Source organism: Jannaschia sp. S6380, assembly GCF_023015695.1.
Taxonomy (GTDB): Bacteria; Pseudomonadota; Alphaproteobacteria; order Rhodobacterales; family Rhodobacteraceae; genus Jannaschia.
Genome location: NZ_JALKAS010000001.1, coordinates 1,780,754 through 1,796,124 on the forward strand (window position 1 = coordinate 1,780,754; position 15,371 = coordinate 1,796,124).

At 70.7% G+C, this 15,371-nt stretch carries 15 protein-coding genes; 11 read left to right on the plus strand and 4 right to left on the minus strand.

Going from position 1 to position 15,371, the window contains the following annotated elements; translation table 11 throughout:
• The first annotated feature begins 61 nt into the window (after positions 1–61).
• On the plus strand, positions 62–958 hold the full coding sequence (locus MWU52_RS09135) for a hydrogen peroxide-inducible genes activator (RefSeq protein WP_246951279.1): 897 nt from the start codon (positions 62–64) through the stop codon (positions 956–958).
• Here MWU52_RS09135 and MWU52_RS09140 read toward each other — a convergent pair.
• Entirely contained in the window at positions 942–2,042 is a 1,101-nt protein-coding gene (locus tag MWU52_RS09140; protein WP_246951281.1) for a serine hydrolase domain-containing protein, read from the minus strand. The two genes, MWU52_RS09135 and MWU52_RS09140, sit on opposite strands and share 17 nt — an antisense overlap.
• A gap of 58 nt (positions 2,043–2,100) precedes the next feature.
• Positions 2,101–3,450, minus strand: coding sequence for an oxygen-independent coproporphyrinogen III oxidase (gene hemN / locus MWU52_RS09145; RefSeq protein WP_246951283.1), 1,350 nt, complete (start codon positions 3,448–3,450; stop codon positions 2,101–2,103).
• A 70-nt stretch (positions 3,451–3,520) separates the two neighbouring features.
• Between hemN and MWU52_RS09150 the strand changes: the two genes are divergently transcribed.
• The 9 genes from MWU52_RS09150 (at position 3,521) to ccoS (ending at position 12,445) form a co-directional block, all read left to right on the plus strand.
• Positions 3,521–4,255 carry a transcriptional regulator FnrL gene (locus MWU52_RS09150; RefSeq protein ID WP_246951284.1) on the plus strand — a complete coding sequence of 245 codons (735 nt, stop codon included), beginning with the start codon at positions 3,521–3,523 and terminating at the stop codon, positions 4,253–4,255.
• Between the two features lie 82 nt (positions 4,256–4,337).
• Positions 4,338–5,936 carry a cytochrome-c oxidase, cbb3-type subunit I gene (ccoN, locus tag MWU52_RS09155; RefSeq protein WP_246951286.1) on the plus strand — a complete coding sequence of 533 codons (1,599 nt, stop codon included), beginning with the start codon at positions 4,338–4,340 and terminating at the stop codon, positions 5,934–5,936.
• 4 nt (positions 5,937–5,940) lie between these two features.
• Complete coding sequence (gene ccoO / locus MWU52_RS09160) at positions 5,941–6,771, plus strand: cytochrome-c oxidase, cbb3-type subunit II (RefSeq protein WP_246951288.1); 831 nt, start codon at positions 5,941–5,943, stop codon at positions 6,769–6,771.
• Between the two features lie 9 nt (positions 6,772–6,780).
• Complete coding sequence (locus tag MWU52_RS09165; protein WP_246951290.1) at positions 6,781–7,014, plus strand: cbb3-type cytochrome c oxidase subunit 3; 234 nt, start codon at positions 6,781–6,783, stop codon at positions 7,012–7,014.
• A complete protein-coding gene (gene ccoP, locus MWU52_RS09170) occupies positions 7,007–7,999 on the plus strand; it encodes a cytochrome-c oxidase, cbb3-type subunit III (RefSeq protein WP_246951293.1) in 993 nt (330 codons plus the stop codon). The genes MWU52_RS09165 and ccoP overlap by 8 nt, the downstream gene beginning before the upstream one ends.
• A 142-nt stretch (positions 8,000–8,141) precedes the next feature.
• The gene (gene ccoG, locus MWU52_RS09175; protein ID WP_246951295.1) at positions 8,142–9,737 is read left to right on the plus strand and encodes a cytochrome c oxidase accessory protein CcoG; all 1,596 of its coding nucleotides are present in this window, start codon (positions 8,142–8,144) and stop codon (positions 9,735–9,737) included.
• Positions 9,712–10,182 carry a FixH family protein gene (locus tag MWU52_RS09180; protein WP_246951297.1) on the plus strand — a complete coding sequence of 157 codons (471 nt, stop codon included), beginning with the start codon at positions 9,712–9,714 and terminating at the stop codon, positions 10,180–10,182. Before ccoG ends, MWU52_RS09180 begins: the two co-directional genes overlap by 26 nt.
• A 32-nt stretch (positions 10,183–10,214) precedes the next feature.
• Entirely contained in the window at positions 10,215–12,296 is a 2,082-nt protein-coding gene (locus tag MWU52_RS09185; RefSeq protein WP_246951299.1) for a heavy metal translocating P-type ATPase, read from the plus strand.
• Complete coding sequence (gene ccoS / locus MWU52_RS09190) at positions 12,293–12,445, plus strand: cbb3-type cytochrome oxidase assembly protein CcoS (protein ID WP_246951301.1); 153 nt, start codon at positions 12,293–12,295, stop codon at positions 12,443–12,445. The genes MWU52_RS09185 and ccoS overlap by 4 nt, the downstream gene beginning before the upstream one ends.
• 10 nt (positions 12,446–12,455) lie before the next feature.
• Here ccoS and MWU52_RS09195 read toward each other — a convergent pair whose 3' ends face one another.
• Positions 12,456–13,094: an SGNH/GDSL hydrolase family protein gene (locus MWU52_RS09195; RefSeq protein WP_246951303.1), complete on the minus strand. Its 639-nt coding sequence runs from the start codon at positions 13,092–13,094 to the stop codon at positions 12,456–12,458.
• A gap of 27 nt (positions 13,095–13,121) precedes the next feature.
• Complete coding sequence (locus tag MWU52_RS18000) at positions 13,122–13,970, minus strand: LysR family transcriptional regulator (RefSeq protein ID WP_281493932.1); 849 nt, start codon at positions 13,968–13,970, stop codon at positions 13,122–13,124.
• Positions 13,971–14,072: 102 nt separating this feature from the next.
• Between MWU52_RS18000 and MWU52_RS09205 the strand changes: the two genes are divergently transcribed.
• A complete protein-coding gene (locus MWU52_RS09205) occupies positions 14,073–15,371 on the plus strand; it encodes a beta-eliminating lyase-related protein (RefSeq protein ID WP_246951305.1) in 1,299 nt (432 codons plus the stop codon).

A 15,371-nucleotide genomic window follows, 5' to 3' on the forward strand; every position in this document is an offset into this window, starting at 1 on the left:
GTATCACCGGCGCGCCATTGCGAAAAGTTGCATTTCCATATCCCGACGATAATCTGACCCTATGAACAACCTGACCCTGCGCCAGTTGCGGTACTTCGAGGCACTGGCCCGGCACCGGCATTTCGGGCGGGCGGCTGCCGCCTCCTCGATCTCGCAGCCGGCCCTCTCGGTGCAGATTCGGGAACTGGAAGAGACGCTGGGCGCCAAGCTGTTCGAACGCGGTCCGCGCCAGGTCGCCATGACCGCCTTCGGCGCGCAGTTCGCCCCCCGCGTCCGCGACATCCTGCGCAGCGTCGACGAATTGGGCGACCTCGCCCGCGTATCGCAGGGCGGCTTCGCCGGACGGCTTCGGATGGGGATCATCCCGACCGTGGCGCCGTACCTGCTGCCAAGGCTGATCCGAACGCTGACCGCGGCCTATCCCGGCCTGGACCTCGACATCCGCGAGACGGTGACCTCGCGCCTGATCGAGGAGATGGCCGACGGGGCGATCGACACGGCGGTGGTGGCGCTGCCGATATCCGAGCCCTCGCTGATCGAGACGCCACTCCTGACCGAATCCTTCGTCCTGATCCGCGCCGCCACCGACCGCGGTGCCCCGATGCCCGCGCGCGAGGACCTGCAGGAGATGCGCCTGCTGCTGCTGGAGGAGGGGCATTGCTTCCGCGATCAGGCCCTGTCCTTCTGCGACATCGCCACCGCCGGGCCGCGCCCCGGCCTTGACGGATCGACATTGTCGACGCTGGTTCAGATGGTCGCGTCCGGCATCGGGGTCACGCTGATCCCCGAGATGGCGGTCGGGGTCGAGACCCGGTCCGCGCCGGTGGCGATCGACCGGTTTCCCGCGCCCGGGCCGCGCCGCGTTGTCGGCATGGTCTGGCGCCGCACCAGTCCCTTGGGCGAGCAGTATCGGGACATGGCGGACCGGCTGCGCGTGGCGCTCAGATCCGCGCCATGACCTGAAGTTCGTCGTCGTCGTAGAACGCTTCCTCATCCTGGCCGTCGGTCAGGTCGGGCGATCCGTTCAGGAAATAGGCCCAGCCCGCCCCGGTAGCGCGGTCGGCCCAGACGCCGCCGGTGAAGCCCAGCGCATGGCCCGCGTGCCCGACCAACCGCCCGGGGATGCGGGGATGCCCGTCATAGATCGTGACGCCCGCCCCGAAGGCGGGGAACAAGCCATCGCAATCGGCCCCGTTCGTCCCGTCGAAGCGCCATCGTGCCCGGCGCTGCGCCCGCGCGATGTCGTCATCGGCGCCCAGCGCGCGGGCCAGGCGGGCCGCTTCGCCCACGGTCATGCGCAGGCCGGCATGGGGCGAGAACCACGTCGTGTCGCGACCTGGGCGGTAATCGGCCATCGGCGCGCCGCGTCCGCCGCGCCAGATCACCTCGGCCCCCCAATCGGTGTCGGGCCCGTCCGCCTCGCAGGTCAGGGCGTCGCCGTGGCGCTGCCAGACCGGCAGCGGGTTCCGGTCGTCCGGTGCGACGCCGGCCCAGTTGAACCCGCCAGCGATCCCCGCCGGCGCCAGGACCTCGCGCCGAAGGATACGGTCGAACCGGTCGCCCGCGATCACCTCCAGTGCGATGCCCAGCAGGATGTAGTTGAGGTTGGCATATCGAAAGAATGTCCCCGGCGGGTTCGTCGAGACCGCTTCGGGGCGGTCGGACAGGAAGGCGCGGGGCGTCTGGGGCGGCTCGATCAGGTATCCACCGTGATCCGTCAGGCCCGACAGGTGCGACAGCAGGTGGTCGAGCGTCACGCCGGGCAGATCCACATCCAGTACCTCCGACAGCGGCGTCGTCAGCGGCACGCCCGCCCGGTTCGCGCAGATCAAGACCGCCCGCGCAGTCGCCGCCTTCGAGATCGACGCCATGCGCAGCCGAAGATCGGTCCGTCGCAGCGGGTCTCCCCCTGGGGCCACGCGGCCGAAGACCCGCGCGACCTCGCCGCGCCCGTCGATCCGGGCCAAGCCCGCGTTCAGGAACCGGCCGGCGCGCGTCACCCGGTCCAGATGTGCGGAAATCGTCTCGAACACGTCGTCCATCGGCGCCCCCTGCCCGGTGGCGCCCTAGCCCGATTTCCGCCGTCGGGGAAGGCCCGCGTCAGACGGCCAGGCTGTGCCGGTCGCCCCGTTCATATCCGTCGATGGACATCGCGATCAGGCGGGCCAAGGGCCGGGCGCGTCCGACGATACGGATACCGCGCGCGGTCGGGCGCACCGCCTCGGGCCAATCGGCGGCGACACCTGCCAGCAGTGCCCGGGCCTCGGCCGGGTCCGCGCCCGCCCGGGCCGCGACGACCTCGGCCTCGGCGCCGAAGCGGCACAGAAGCTCCTCGATCGCCACGGCCTCAAGCCGATCGCGGGTCGACAGGGCATGGCCGCGCAACGTGGCCGGTCGCCTGGCGCGGACCGCAGCCTGCCATTTTGCCGTGCCGGGATCGTTCTGCGCATATCCCTGCGGCAGACGCGAAATCGCGGACGGCCCCAGCCCGATCAGTGTCTCGCAATCGTCGTCCGTGTAGCCCTGGAAGTTGCGACGAAGCCGGCCCTCGTCCTGGGCCACGCACAGGCCGTCGGCGGGGCGGGCGAAATGGTCGATGCCCACCGACGCGAACCCGGCCCCGGTCAAGCGGTCGGAGGCCTGCGCAAACAGGGCCATACGGGTTTCCGCGTTCGGCAACGCATCGGCGGGGATCATCACCTGCCGCCGCGCCACCCAGGGCACATGCGCATAGCCGAACAGCGCGATCCGGTCGGGGAACAGCGTCAGCGCCTGGTCGACGGTCCGTCCCAAGCTGTTCGCATCCTGAAACGGCAGACCGTAAAGCAGGTCGAGGTTCAGCCCGGAGACGCCCCGGGCACGCAGCCCTTCCACCGCCTCGCGCGTCTGCGCGACGCTCTGCGTGCGTCCGATGGCATGCTGCACCTTCGGCGCGAAATCCTGCACGCCGATGCTGGCGCGGGTCACGCCGAGCCGCGCCAGCGCGTCCAGGCGCGGGTCGTCGATGACGGTCGGATCGATCTCGACCGAGATTTCGGCCCCGGGCGCGAAGGCGAACCGGGCGCGCAGTGCCTCGGCCATCTCGTCCAGCATCTCGGGTGGCAGGATCGTGGGCGTGCCGCCGCCCAGATGCAGCCGGTCGATGCGGACCTGCGGCATGGCGTCGGCCATCAGGTCGATCTCTGCCCGGAGCGCGTCCAACCAGGGGCGCAGCGGCGCGTCCGTCTTCGTCCCCTGCGTGCGGCAGGCGCAGAACCAGCACAGCCTGCGACAGAACGGCACATGCACGTAAAGCGAGATGCCCGCCCCTTCGGGCAGCGAGGCGAGCCACCCTTCCATCTGCGCGGGCCCCACGGCGCGGTCGAAATGCGGCGCCGTGGGATAGCTGGTGTAGCGGGGCGCGCGCGCCTGGAACAGGCCGTGGCGGGACAGGAATGCGTGGTCGGTCATGGCGGTATCCTTGGTCCGCACACGGGGGTTCCGCCTTGATGCAGGTCAATGGGGTTCGTAGATGCCTCCCATGGCCCGACGTGATTCCACCCTCCGCATCGAGACCGATTGCAGCGCATGCCCCATCCGGCACCGCGCCGTCTGCGCCCAGTGCGAACCCGACGAGCTTTCGGTTCTGAACGATATCAAGACCTATCGCAGCTGGAAGGCGGGCGAGACCGTGGTGATGGAGGGCGAGCCGCTCGATTTCGCCGCGTCGGTCGTCCAGGGCTGCGCCACGCTGACCCGTTCGATGGAGGACGGGCGCACGCAGATGGTGGGCCTCCTGCTGCCGTCCGATTTCCTTGGGCGGCCGGGGCGCGACCGCACGGCCTACCAGGTGACGGCCGCGACCGACCTGACGCTGTGCATGTTCCGCCGCTCGGCCTTCGAGGCGCTGCTGCGCGACACGCCCCACGTGGCAGACCGCCTGCTGGAGATGGCCCTGGACGAGCTGGACGCCGCGCGCGAATGGATGCTGCTGCTGGGCCGCAAGACCGCGCGCGAGAAGGTCGCGACGTTCCTGTTGATGATCCTGCGTCGCGCGACGCTGGATGGCGGGCCCGCGCGGGCCGAACTGCCGATCACCCGCGACGCGATGGCCACCTATCTGGGGCTAACGATCGAGACCGTCAGCCGGCAGATGACCGCGCTGCGCCGCGACGGGGTGATCGCGACCGACGGTTTACGCGGCATCTCGACCGCCGATCCTGGCCTTTTGGCCGAGGCGGCGGGCGAGGACGCCGACGGCGCGCCCATCGTCTGACGCCCGATTGACCTGAATCAAGGCGCGCGCGCCGCTCGTGGGCCATCCCGCCCCCCGGAGAAGACCGGGAAGGGGACGGCGCATGTCCGACTATCTGAAACTCGTGGCACTCGGCCTGCTGGCCCTGTTCGCCGCGATAGCCGCGAGCTGGGCCCGCGACGCGGCCTACATGGTGCATGCCATCATCATCATGATGATCGCCACGGGCCTGTTCCTATGGACCCTGCGCGGCATGGAGGAGGCGCCCATCGGCGCCCCGACGCCCGCACGCGGATACATGGACGGGCCCATACGAGCGGGCGTCGTCGCCACCGCCTTCTGGGGCATCGCGGGGTTCCTGGTGGGGACCTTCATCGCGTTTCAGCTGGCCTTCCCGGCGCTGAACTTCGACTGGGGCCAGCCCTTCACCAATTTCGGCCGCCTGCGGCCGCTGCACACCTCGGCCGTGATCTTCGCCTTCGGCGGCAACGCCCTGATCGCCACGTCCTTCTATGTCGTGCAGCGCACCTGCGGCGCCCGCCTCTGGGGCGGAAACGCGGCCTGGTTCGTCTTCTGGGGCTATAACCTGTTCATCGTCCTGGCGGCGACGGGCTACCTGCTGGGGGCCACCCAGTCCAAGGAATACGCCGAGCCGGAATGGTACGTGGATATCTGGCTGACGGTGGTCTGGCTGGCCTATCTGGCCGTCTTCATGGGCACGATCCTGAACCGCAAGGAACGGCACATCTACGTCGCCAACTGGTTCTATCTCGCCTTCATCGTGACCGTGGCGATGCTGCACGTGGTCAACAACCTGGCGATCCCGGTCTCGGTCTGGGGCTCCAAGTCGGTTCAGGTCTTCGCCGGCGTGCAGGACGCGATGACGCAGTGGTGGTACGGCCACAACGCCGTGGGTTTCTTCCTGACCGCGGGCTTCCTGGGAATGATGTACTATTTCGTGCCCAAGCAGGCGGGCCGCCCGGTCTATTCCTACAAGCTGTCGATCATCCACTTCTGGGCGCTGATCTTCCTCTATATCTGGGCGGGACCGCACCACCTGCACTACACCGCTTTGCCCGACTGGGCCGCCACGCTGGGCATGGTGTTCTCGATCATCCTCTGGATGCCGTCCTGGGGTGGCATGATCAACGGCCTGATGACGCTGCAGGGCGCGTGGGACAAGATCCGCACCGACCCGATCATCCGCATGTTCGTGGCCTCGCTCGCCTTCTACGGCATGTCGACCTTCGAGGGCCCGATGATGTCGATCCGCGCGGTCAACTCGCTGTCGCACTACACCGATTGGACGATCGGGCACGTGCATTCCGGCGCGCTCGGCTGGAACGGGCTGATCACCTTCGGCTGCCTCTACTTCCTGACGCCGAAGCTCTGGGGTCGGACGCAGATGTACTCGGTCTCGGCCATCAACACCCATTTCTGGCTCGCGACGGTGGGGATCGTCCTCTACGCCGCCTCGATGTGGGTGACCGGAATCATGGAGGGCCTGATGTGGCGCGAGGTCGACGCGAACGGCTTCCTCGTCAACTCCTTCGCCGACACCGTCGACGCCAAGTTCCCGATGTACGTGGTGCGTGGCCTGGGCGGCGTCCTGTACCTGAGCGGCGCGTTGCTGATGGCGTGGAACATGTGGATGACGATCCGCGCGCCCCGCACCGACGCCATCGCCACACCCGCGGAGTGAACCCATGAGCAAGGACCCGAGAAACCCGAACTACGACCCCGAGGACGACCCGAAGGTCTCGACCCTGTCGGACGCCCCGGGCGAGCTGCCCAACGAGTTGCCGCCCGAAACCGAAACGATCACCTTCCATCAGCGGCTGGAGCGAAACGCGACACTGCTGCTGGTGGCCAGCTTCCTGGTGGTGACCGTCGGCGGAATCGTCGAGATCGCACCGCTATTCTGGCTGGAAAACACGATCGAGGACGTGGACGGCATGCGCCCCTACTCTCCGCTGGAACTGGCGGGGCGCGAAATCTACGTCCGCGAGGGCTGCTATGTCTGTCACAGCCAGATGATCCGCCCGATGCGCGACGAGGTCGAACGCTACGGCCATTACAGCCTCGCCGCCGAATCGATGTACGACCATCCGTTCCAATGGGGGTCCAAGCGGACGGGGCCGGACCTGGCCCGCGTCGGCGGGCGCTACAGCGACGAATGGCATGTCGATCACCTGATGGACCCGCAATCGGTCGTGCCCGAGAGCGTGATGCCGAAATACGCGTTCCTCGCCGACACGAGGCTGGAGGGGGAGCATATCGAGGATCTGGTCGCCACGCACCGGATGGTCGGCGTCCCCTATACCGACGAGATGGTCCAGATGGCCGCGGCCGACTTCCACGTCCAGGTCGACCCCTGGGGCGACATCGACGGGCTCCTGGAACGCTATCCGGGCGCGCAGGTCCGCAACTTCGATGGCAATCCCGTGCTGACCGAGATGGATGCCCTGATCGCCTATCTGCAGATGATGGGCACCCTGGTCGACTTCTCGACCTTCACCCCCGACCCGAACAGATAGGAGGGCGCAATGGACACCTATTCCTTCCTGCGCGAACTGGCGGACAGCTGGGTCCTGCTGATCCTGACGCTGATCTTCCTGGGCGTGATCGTCTGGGCGTTCCGCCCCGGATCGCGCCCGCTCCACGACGACGCCGCCGCCGTTCCCTTCCGCCACGACGACGCCGCGCCCGGCTGCGCCAATTCCTGCGCCGGCTGCACCTGCGGCGGCACGGACTTTCTGAAAGACGCGAAACATGGCTGACGAAAAGCGCATCGACGAGGCTACCGGGACCGAGACCACCGGTCACACCTGGGACGGCATCGAGGAGTTGAACACGCCCCTGCCCCGATGGTGGCTCTGGACGTTCTACGCCACCGTGGCCTGGGGCATCGTCTACGTGATCCTGTTCCCGGCCTGGCCGATGGTCAGTTCGGCGACGCAGGGCGTGCTGGGCTATTCCACCCGCGCCGAGGTCGCCGCCGAGATCGAACGCGTGAACCTGTCGAACGCGGACCTGCTGGAAAGCCTGCGGACCGTAGACCTGGGCGTGCTGGAACGCAACGAGGCGCTGCATGGCTTCGCGGTCCGCGCGGGCGCGTCGGTCTTCGCCAACAATTGTTCGCAATGCCACGGGCGCGGCGCGGCGGGGGTGCAGGCGGCCGGCTATCCGAACCTGCTGGACGATGACTGGCTCTGGGGCGGACAGATCACGGACATCGCCGACACCGTCCGCCACGGCATCCGCAACGAGGACGACCCCGACGCGCGCTATTCCGAGATGCCGGCCTTCGACGAGATCCTCGCCGACGAGGAGATCGCCGCGCTGGTCAGCCATGTCCGCGGCCTGTCGGGCCTGGCCGAGGGAGAAGCGGAGGGCGCGCAGCTCTTCCTGGACAACTGCTCGGCCTGTCACGGCGAGGACGGGCGGGGGGACCGCGAACTGGGCGCGCCGAACCTGACCGACGCGATCTGGCTCTATGGCGGCACGCCCGAGGCGGTCGAGCATACGATCCGCTACTCCCGCTTCGGCGTCATGCCCCCCTGGGGCGACCGCCTGGGCGAGGCGCAGGTCCGCGCCGTCGCGGCCTATGTCCACGGCCTGGGCGGGGGCGAGGCGCAGGTCGGCGTCCCGCTGTCCGAGGCCGCCGCCGAGGAAGCCGCCGACGTGCCCGAAGCGAGCTTCCCCGCCTCGGCCGACGAAACCCCGGCGGAGGCCGATGCGGCCCCGGTTCGCCCGGTCGACTGAAACCGCCCCCGCCCGGCCGGGCGACTGACGCCCCGGCCGGGCGCAATGCGACCCGGTCCCGGCACGGCTTGATCCACGTCAAGGCGTGCCGGGACCGCTCGTGCGATCCGGACCCCGATGGATTGCGCCCGGTGACCCCCCGATGACCCAGCCCGCCCCCCTTTTCGCGGCACAGGAGCCGATTTTCCCCCGTCGCGTGTCGGGCCGGTTCCGCACGCTCAAGTGGTGGATCATGGGGCTGACGTTGGGGATCTACTACCTCGTGCCCTGGATCCGCTGGGACCGGGGGCCGAACCTTCCCGACCAGGCGGTGCTCGTCGACCTGGCCGGGCGGCGCTTCTACTTCTTCTGGATCGAGATCTGGCCGCACGAATTCTACTTCGTCGCGGGCCTGCTCATCATGGCCGGCCTCGGCCTGTTCCTGTTCACCTCGGCGCTGGGCCGGGTCTGGTGCGGCTACACCTGCCCGCAGACGGTCTGGACCGACCTCTTCATCCTGGTGGAACGCTGGATCGAGGGCGACCGCAACGCCCGCTTCCGGCTTTGGAAGGCCAAGTGGGACGCGCGCAAATGGCGGCTGCGTCTGACCAAATGGCTGGTCTGGCTGCTGATCGCCGTGGCCACGGGCGGGGCCTGGGTGTTCTATTTCGCCGATGCGCCGACGCTGGCCCGCGAGCTGCTGACGCTCGACGCGCATCCGGTGGCCTATGCCACCATCGCCGTCCTGACGGGCACGACCTTCGTGCTGGGCGGGTTCCTGCGCGAGCAGGTCTGCATCTACATGTGCCCCTGGCCGCGCATCCAGGGCGCGATGATGGACGAGGGCACGCTGACCGTCGGCTATCGCGACTGGCGCGGCGAGCCACGCGGCAAGAAGCGGGTCAAGGGGGCGGGCGACTGCATCGACTGCATGGCCTGCGTGAATGTCTGCCCCATGGGCATCGACATCCGCGAAGGGCAGCAGATGGAATGCATCACCTGCGCGCTCTGCATCGACGCCTGCGACGACGTCATGGCGAAGATCGGCAAGCCCCGTGGCCTGATCGACTATCTGGCGCTGGACGACCGCCCGCCCGTCCTGCCGGGCGAACACGCCCCCGTCCGCCCCATGGGGTCCGACGCGCTGGACGACCCGAACACGACCGGCAGACCCGGATCGGGCGATACTGCGGTCGAGCCGGTCGAAGGCAGGACCGCGCCCGCCCCCCACGCCGCCGCCGCGCCCTTCGTGACCCGGCACAGCGAGGTCTGGGCCCCCCAGCCAGTCTGGCGCCACATCTTCCGGCCCCGCACGATCCTCTATTCGGTCGCCTGGCTGGCGATCGGCGTCGCGCTGGTCTTCGCCCTGTTCGTCCGCCCGGAGATCGAGATGACGGCCGCACCCGTGCGCAACCCGACCTTCGTCACGCTGTCGGATGGCGCGATCCGCAACGCCTATGACGTGCGCCTGCGCAACAAGCACGGCGAGGCGCGCGAGTTTCATCTTTCGCTGACATCCGAAACCGCCCTGGCCATCTCGCTGGAAGGCGAGGACGACCGGATCGTCACCGTCCCCCCCGACGCCACGCGCCAGCAGCGCGTCTATGTCACCGCCGCCCCGGGCAGCGACGCCGCCACGCGCGCGCTGACCGACCTGCGCCTGTGGGTGGAAGACGTCGCCTCGGGCGAGCGGGCGTATCGCGACACCATCTTCAACGGCAAGGAGAGCTTCGATGAACGCACCGGCGCGGCGGGCTGACCGCCCCCTGACCGGCCGGCACGTGCTGGCCCTGTTCTGCGGCGGCTTCGCCGTCATCATCGGCGTCAACGTGGCGCTGGCCGTCAATGCCGTGCGCACCTTCCCCGGCATCGAGACCGAGAGTTCCTATGTCGCCAGTCAGCGTTTCGACGCCGAACGGGCCGCGCAGGACGCGCTGGGCTGGACCGTGGATGCCGCCGTCGCCGATGGCCGGCTGCGCCTGGCCGTGACGGATGCCGCCGGGCCGGTCATGCCCGAAATCGTATCGGCGACGCTGGGCCGTGCGACCACCGTGGCGCAGGATACGACGCCGCGTCTGGAATGGACGGGCGGGGCCTTCGCGGCGCCCGTCGACGTCGCACCCGGCAACTGGAACCTGCGCATCGAGATGTTGGCCGCCGACGGCACGACCTTCCGCCGCCGCATCCCCCTGGTCGTCCGTTGACGGCGCTGGCGGCCTGCCCGGCCTGCGGACCCATGCCGCACGCCGCCAGCCGCGCGGCCCGCGATGCCGCGGGCGAAGTGCTGCACCTGTCGCTGCCGGGCGTGCATTGCGCGGCCTGCATCGCCGGGGTCGAGGCCACGCTGGCCCGGGTCGACGGCATCCGCGCGGCCCGCGTCAACCTCGGCCGTCGCCGGGTGCGCATCGTCGCCGCGCCGGGCCGGGGCGCCGCCCCCGCGCTGGCCGCGCTGGCGCAGGCCGGGTTCGAGGCGCACGAGATGGACGAGGCCGCGCTGGACCGCGACGACGACCCGGCCGGCCGCCTGCTGCTGGCCCGGATCGCGGTCGCGGGCTTCGCGATGATGAACGTCATGGCGCTATCGGTGGCGACCTGGTCCGGCGCGACGGACGCGACGCTGGCGCTGTTCCACTGGATCTCGGCCGCGATCGCGCTGCCGGCGGTCGCCTTCGCGGCGCTGCCGTTCTTCACCTCGGCCTGGTCCGCCCTGCGCGCCGGGCGGCTGAACATGGACGTCCCCATCGCGCTGGCCATCGCGCTGGCCTGCGCCACGTCGCTCGCCGCGGCGATCCGCCATGACCAGACCGCGTGGTTCGACGCGGCGCTGTCGCTGACGTTCTTCCTGCTGGCGGGGCGCTATCTCGACCACCGGGCCCGCCGGGCGGCGCGGTCGGCCGCGGCCGATCTGGCCGCACTGGAGTTGCCCCGCGCGACGCGGCTGGAGGGCGACATCCCCCGGACCGTCCCCGTCGAAGCGATCGCGCCGGGCGACCGTATCGCGCTTGCGGCCTTCGCGCGCGCGCCGGTCGACGGCACCGCCGAAGCGGCCGCCACGCTCGACCGCTCCGCCTTGACGGGCGAGTCGGCCCCGGTCCGCATCGCCGCCGGCGACCGCGTCTGCGCCGGCGAGATCGTGCTGGACGCGCCGCTGGTCCTGCGCGCGACGGCGCGGGCCGAGGACAGCACCCTGCGCCGCCTGGCCGCCCTGGTCGAGGTCGCCGAGACCGGGCGCCACCGTTACAGCGGCCTGGCCGACCGGGCCGCGCGCCTCTACGCGCCGGTGGTCCATGTCCTGGCCGCGCTGGCGTTCCTCGGCTGGTGGGCCGCGACCGGTCAGGTGGTGCTCGCCATCGGCGTGGCCACGGCGGTCCTGATCATCACCTGCCCCTGCGCTCTGGGCCTGGCGGTGCCGGCCGTGACGGCCAGCATGACCGGGCGGCTTTTCCGGCGCGGCGCATTGGTCAAATCGCCCACCGCCCTGGAACGCCTGGCCGAAATCGACTGCGTGCTGCTGGACAAGACCGGCACCGTCACCGAACGGGCCTTCGCGCTGCCCGCGACGCTGCCTCAGGACGCGCGGCATGTCGCCGTCAGTCTGGCGCGGGCCTCGCAGCATCCCGCCTCGCGCGCCATCGCGGACGCGCTGGCCGACACGCCGTCCACCCCCATCGACGACCTGCGCGAGGTGCCGGGTGACGGCATGCACGGCGTCTGGCGTGGCCTGCCCGTCCATCTGGGCGGTGGCGCGGACGGGGTCGCCCTGCGCATCGGATCCGATCTCCACCTCCTCCCCCTGGAGGAGCGGCTGCGCGACGGGGCCCGCGACCTCGTGCAGAAGCTGATGGCCCGGGGGCTGGAGGTTCGCCTGGTCACCGGCGACCACCCCGCCGCCGCCGCCGAGATGGCCGCACGGCTGGGTCTGGACCGGGTCCATTCCGCCATGCGCCCCGAGGACAAGGCCGCGATGGTCGCGGACCTCTCGGCGCAGGGGCGCCGGGTGCTGATGGTGGGCGACGGGGTGAACGACACGGCCGCGCTGGCCGCGGCCCACGCCGCCATCGCGCCCGCATCGGCCCTCGACGCGGCGCGGGTGGCGGCCGATGTCGTGCTGCTGGGATCGGACCTGATGCGCGTGGACGAGGTGCTGACCCTCGGGCGGCGGGCCGCGCGACGGATCCTCCAGAACTTCGCGCTGGCGGCGGCCTACAACCTGGTCGCGATCCCGATCGCGCTGGCCGGCCTCGCCACGCCCTTCCTGGCGGCACTTGCCATGTCGCTGTCGTCGATCAGCGTCGTGCTGAACGCGGTGCGGTCGTGAACGTCCTGGTCGTTCTGATCCCGGTCTCCGTCCTGCTGGGCGGGCTGGGCCTCGTGGCTTGCCTCTGGACGCTGCGCGCAGGGCAGTACGACGACCTGGAGGGCGACGCCGCCCGCGTTCTGCTGGAGGAGAAGGAGCCGGAGGACTGACCCCGGCGCCTCAACCCGCGAGAAGCGCGCCCACGGCTTCCGCCAGCGCCAGGCCCAGCGACTGCTGCGCGCCCGCCGACAGGTGGACCCCGTCGAGGCCGTCCACCTCGGCCACGCGGCCCGCATCGAAAAAGGCGCAGCCCAAGCGCGCGGCCTCCTCCTTCAGGGCGGGCGCGATGGCCCGCGACCGGACCCGACCGCCCTGGAACATCTCTGCCAGGATGCCCCGCTCCTCCACCGGGACCGGCGCGATCAGCAGGACCTTCGGCGCCGCCCCGCCCGGCCCCGCCGTCGACGCCTGGACCATCTGCGCCAGACGCCCGACCCCGGCGGCAATGTCCCAACCCCGCTGGCCGAACCGCGCCTTGCAGTCGTTCGTGCCCAGCATGATCGCCACCAGGTCCAGCGGACGGTGACTTTCGAGCAACGCGGCCAGCGCAGGCACCCCGTTCTTGTGGGCGCCGTCGATCGGATCGTCGTGAACGGTCGTGCGACCGGGATGCCCCTCGACAATGACGTCGGCGTCCAGGGTCCGGGCCATGACTTCGGGCCAGCGCGCGGATTTCGGGTGCCGGTCCAGTTGACCCAGGCGATGCTGCGGCCGGGTCCCGTGGGTGTTGCTGTCGCCGAAGACGAGGATCGTGGTCATGCGCGGCCCCTGCGGTCTGGCCGGACGCTAGCCCGCCGCGCCCGGCCTGTCACCCGTCGCAAGTTCCACCCGCAGAAGGCGCGCGGCCCGCACGGTCAGGGGCGCGTGGTTGCGCGCGGCGATCTCGATCCCCTGCCGGATGGCCACGCGGGGGCCCAGTTCCGCCAACCGTCCCGCACGCAGATGGCCCGCGATCAGCGACAGGCGCCCCATCAGGACGCCCGCCCCCTGCAGCGCGTCATCGACCGCGAGCGCATAGAGCGAATGAACCGGCCCCGCCCCCGATCCCGGCAGTGCGACCCCGCCCGCGCCGGCCTGCCAATGCGCCCAGTCGTCGGCCCATGACCCGTCGCCGAGGCGCGGGCCCTGACCCGCATCGGGCGCGGCGACGGGGACGATGTGGTCGCGCCCGCCCGGCCCGATGAAGATCGCGATATCCTGCGGGCTGCGCTTGGGCGCGGGCGGCGCCTCCATCGCGGTGATCGACACCGAAAGGCCGGGAATCGCGGCCTGCAACCGGGCCAGACGCGGCCGCAGCCAAAGCTGCGCCACCGCTGGAAGCGCCGCCACCGACAGACGCGGCGGCGCCGCCTCATGCCGCAGATGCGTCTTGGCCTGGTCGAGCGCGTCGAAGGCCGCCGTCAGGGCAGGCAACGCGCGGCGGCCCGCTTCGGTCAGTTGCACGCCGCGCGGATGGCGGTGGAACAGCGGCAACCCCAGCCGCTCCTCCAGTGCCTTGACATGCGCGGTCACGGCATTCGGTGCCACGCCCAGTTCCGCCGCCGCCGGGGCGAAGCCGCCCAGCCGCGCGGCGGCCTCCAGCGCGCGCAGGGCGTTCAGCGGCAGATCGGGCGCGGGGCGCGGTCGGACGGGCATGAAGTTCCTTCAATTTTCCTGAGCCTCAGTTTCACTGAACCTGAGTTGACCGCAAGCCCCCGGCGCGGCGAAACCACCCGCAGATACGCCCGGAGACCGCGCATGACGAACCTCGCCCCCCGCCCCTGGCTGCCCGATGCGGTGACCGAACGTATCGACGCGCTTCACCTGCCCGAGGACCCCGTCCGGCGGATCGAGGTGCTGGCCGCCCGCACGCGCGACATCCACGATCGCGAGGCGTTCAACCTGAACCCGGCCACGAACGTCATGAATCCGCGGGCCGAGGCGCTGCTCTCCGCCGGTATCGGTTCGCGCCCCTCGCTCGGCTATCCGGGCGAGAAATACGAGATGGGCCTCGGCGCCGTCGAGGAGATCGAGGTCATTGCCGCCCGCCTGGCCGCGCGGGTCTTCGATGCCGCCCATGTCGAGCTGCGCGTGCCCTCGGGGGCGGTGGCCAACCTGATGACGTTCATGGCACTGGCCCGGCCCGGCGACGCGATCATCGTGCCGCCCGCCACGATCGGCGGTCACGTGACCCACCACGCCCCCGGCTGCGCGGGCCTGTTCGGCCTCCAGATCCACGAGGCGCCGGTGGCGAAGGACGGCTATACCGTCGACCCGGACGCGTTGCGCGATCTGGCGCGGCGGGTGAGACCGCGCGTGATCACGCTGGGCGCCTCGCTCAACCTGTTCCCGCATCCCGTCGCCGCCATCCGCGGCGTCGCCGACGAGGTGGGCGCGCATCTGATGTTCGACGCGGCGCATCTGTGCGGGATGATCGCCGGGCGCACCTGGGACAACCCGCTGACGCAGGGCGCGCATGTCATGACCATGAGCACCTACAAATCGCTGGGCGGCCCGGCGGCCGGGCTGATCGTGACGAACGACGCCGACATCGCCCGCCGGCTGGAAGCGGTGGCCTTTCCCGGTCTGACCGCCAATTTCGACGTGGCCAAGACCGCGGCGCTGGGCGTGACGCTGCAGGACTGGGTGGCCTGCGGGGCCAACTATGCCCGGGCGATGGTCGACCTGTCGCGGGCTCTGGCACGCGCGGCCACCGATGCGGGCCTGCCGGTCTTCGCCGCCGAACGGGGCGGGACGGAAAGCCACCAGTTCGCGATCAAGGCGGCGCCGTTCGGCGGCGGACAAGCCATGGCGCGCCGGCTGGAGCGGGCCGGGTTCCTGACCTGTGGGATCGGCCTGCCCATCGCGCCCGTCGCGGGGGACATGAACGGCCTGCGCGTCGGCACGCCCGAACTGGCGCGCCGGGGCGTGGCGCCCGAAGACGCGCCCGCGATCATGTCGCTGCTGTCGCGGGCCCTGTCGGAGGATCCCGCGCGGATCGCACCCGGGACGGCCGCGCTGCGCCGGCGCTTCACCGACCTGCGATTCACCGCCTGA

What these genes read in the sequence shown, in the direction of transcription:
- ccoN (WP_246951286.1), top strand. Translation starts at nt 4,338, where the DNA reads ATGTCCGACTATCTGAAACTCGTGGCACTCGGCCTGCTGGCCCTGTTC.
- MWU52_RS09165 (WP_246951290.1), top strand. Translation starts at nt 6,781, where the DNA reads ATGGACACCTATTCCTTCCTGCGCGAACTGGCGGACAGCTGGGTCCTG.
- MWU52_RS09205 (WP_246951305.1), top strand. Translation starts at nt 14,073, where the DNA reads ATGACGAACCTCGCCCCCCGCCCCTGGCTGCCCGATGCGGTGACCGAA.
- MWU52_RS09180 (WP_246951297.1), top strand. Translation starts at nt 9,712, where the DNA reads ATGAACGCACCGGCGCGGCGGGCTGACCGCCCCCTGACCGGCCGGCAC.
- MWU52_RS09150 (WP_246951284.1), top strand. Translation starts at nt 3,521, where the DNA reads ATGGCCCGACGTGATTCCACCCTCCGCATCGAGACCGATTGCAGCGCA.
- MWU52_RS18000 (WP_281493932.1), bottom strand. Translation starts at nt 13,970, where the DNA reads ATGCCCGTCCGACCGCGCCCCGCGCCCGATCTGCCGCTGAACGCCCTG.
- MWU52_RS09140 (WP_246951281.1), bottom strand. Translation starts at nt 2,042, where the DNA reads ATGGACGACGTGTTCGAGACGATTTCCGCACATCTGGACCGGGTGACG.
- ccoG (WP_246951295.1), top strand. Translation starts at nt 8,142, where the DNA reads ATGACCCAGCCCGCCCCCCTTTTCGCGGCACAGGAGCCGATTTTCCCC.
- ccoP (WP_246951293.1), top strand. Translation starts at nt 7,007, where the DNA reads ATGGCTGACGAAAAGCGCATCGACGAGGCTACCGGGACCGAGACCACC.
- MWU52_RS09185 (WP_246951299.1), top strand. Translation starts at nt 10,215, where the DNA reads ATGCCGCACGCCGCCAGCCGCGCGGCCCGCGATGCCGCGGGCGAAGTG.
- hemN (WP_246951283.1), bottom strand. Translation starts at nt 3,450, where the DNA reads ATGACCGACCACGCATTCCTGTCCCGCCACGGCCTGTTCCAGGCGCGC.
- ccoO (WP_246951288.1), top strand. Translation starts at nt 5,941, where the DNA reads ATGAGCAAGGACCCGAGAAACCCGAACTACGACCCCGAGGACGACCCG.
- MWU52_RS09195 (WP_246951303.1), bottom strand. Translation starts at nt 13,094, where the DNA reads ATGACCACGATCCTCGTCTTCGGCGACAGCAACACCCACGGGACCCGG.
- MWU52_RS09135 (WP_246951279.1), top strand. Translation starts at nt 62, where the DNA reads ATGAACAACCTGACCCTGCGCCAGTTGCGGTACTTCGAGGCACTGGCC.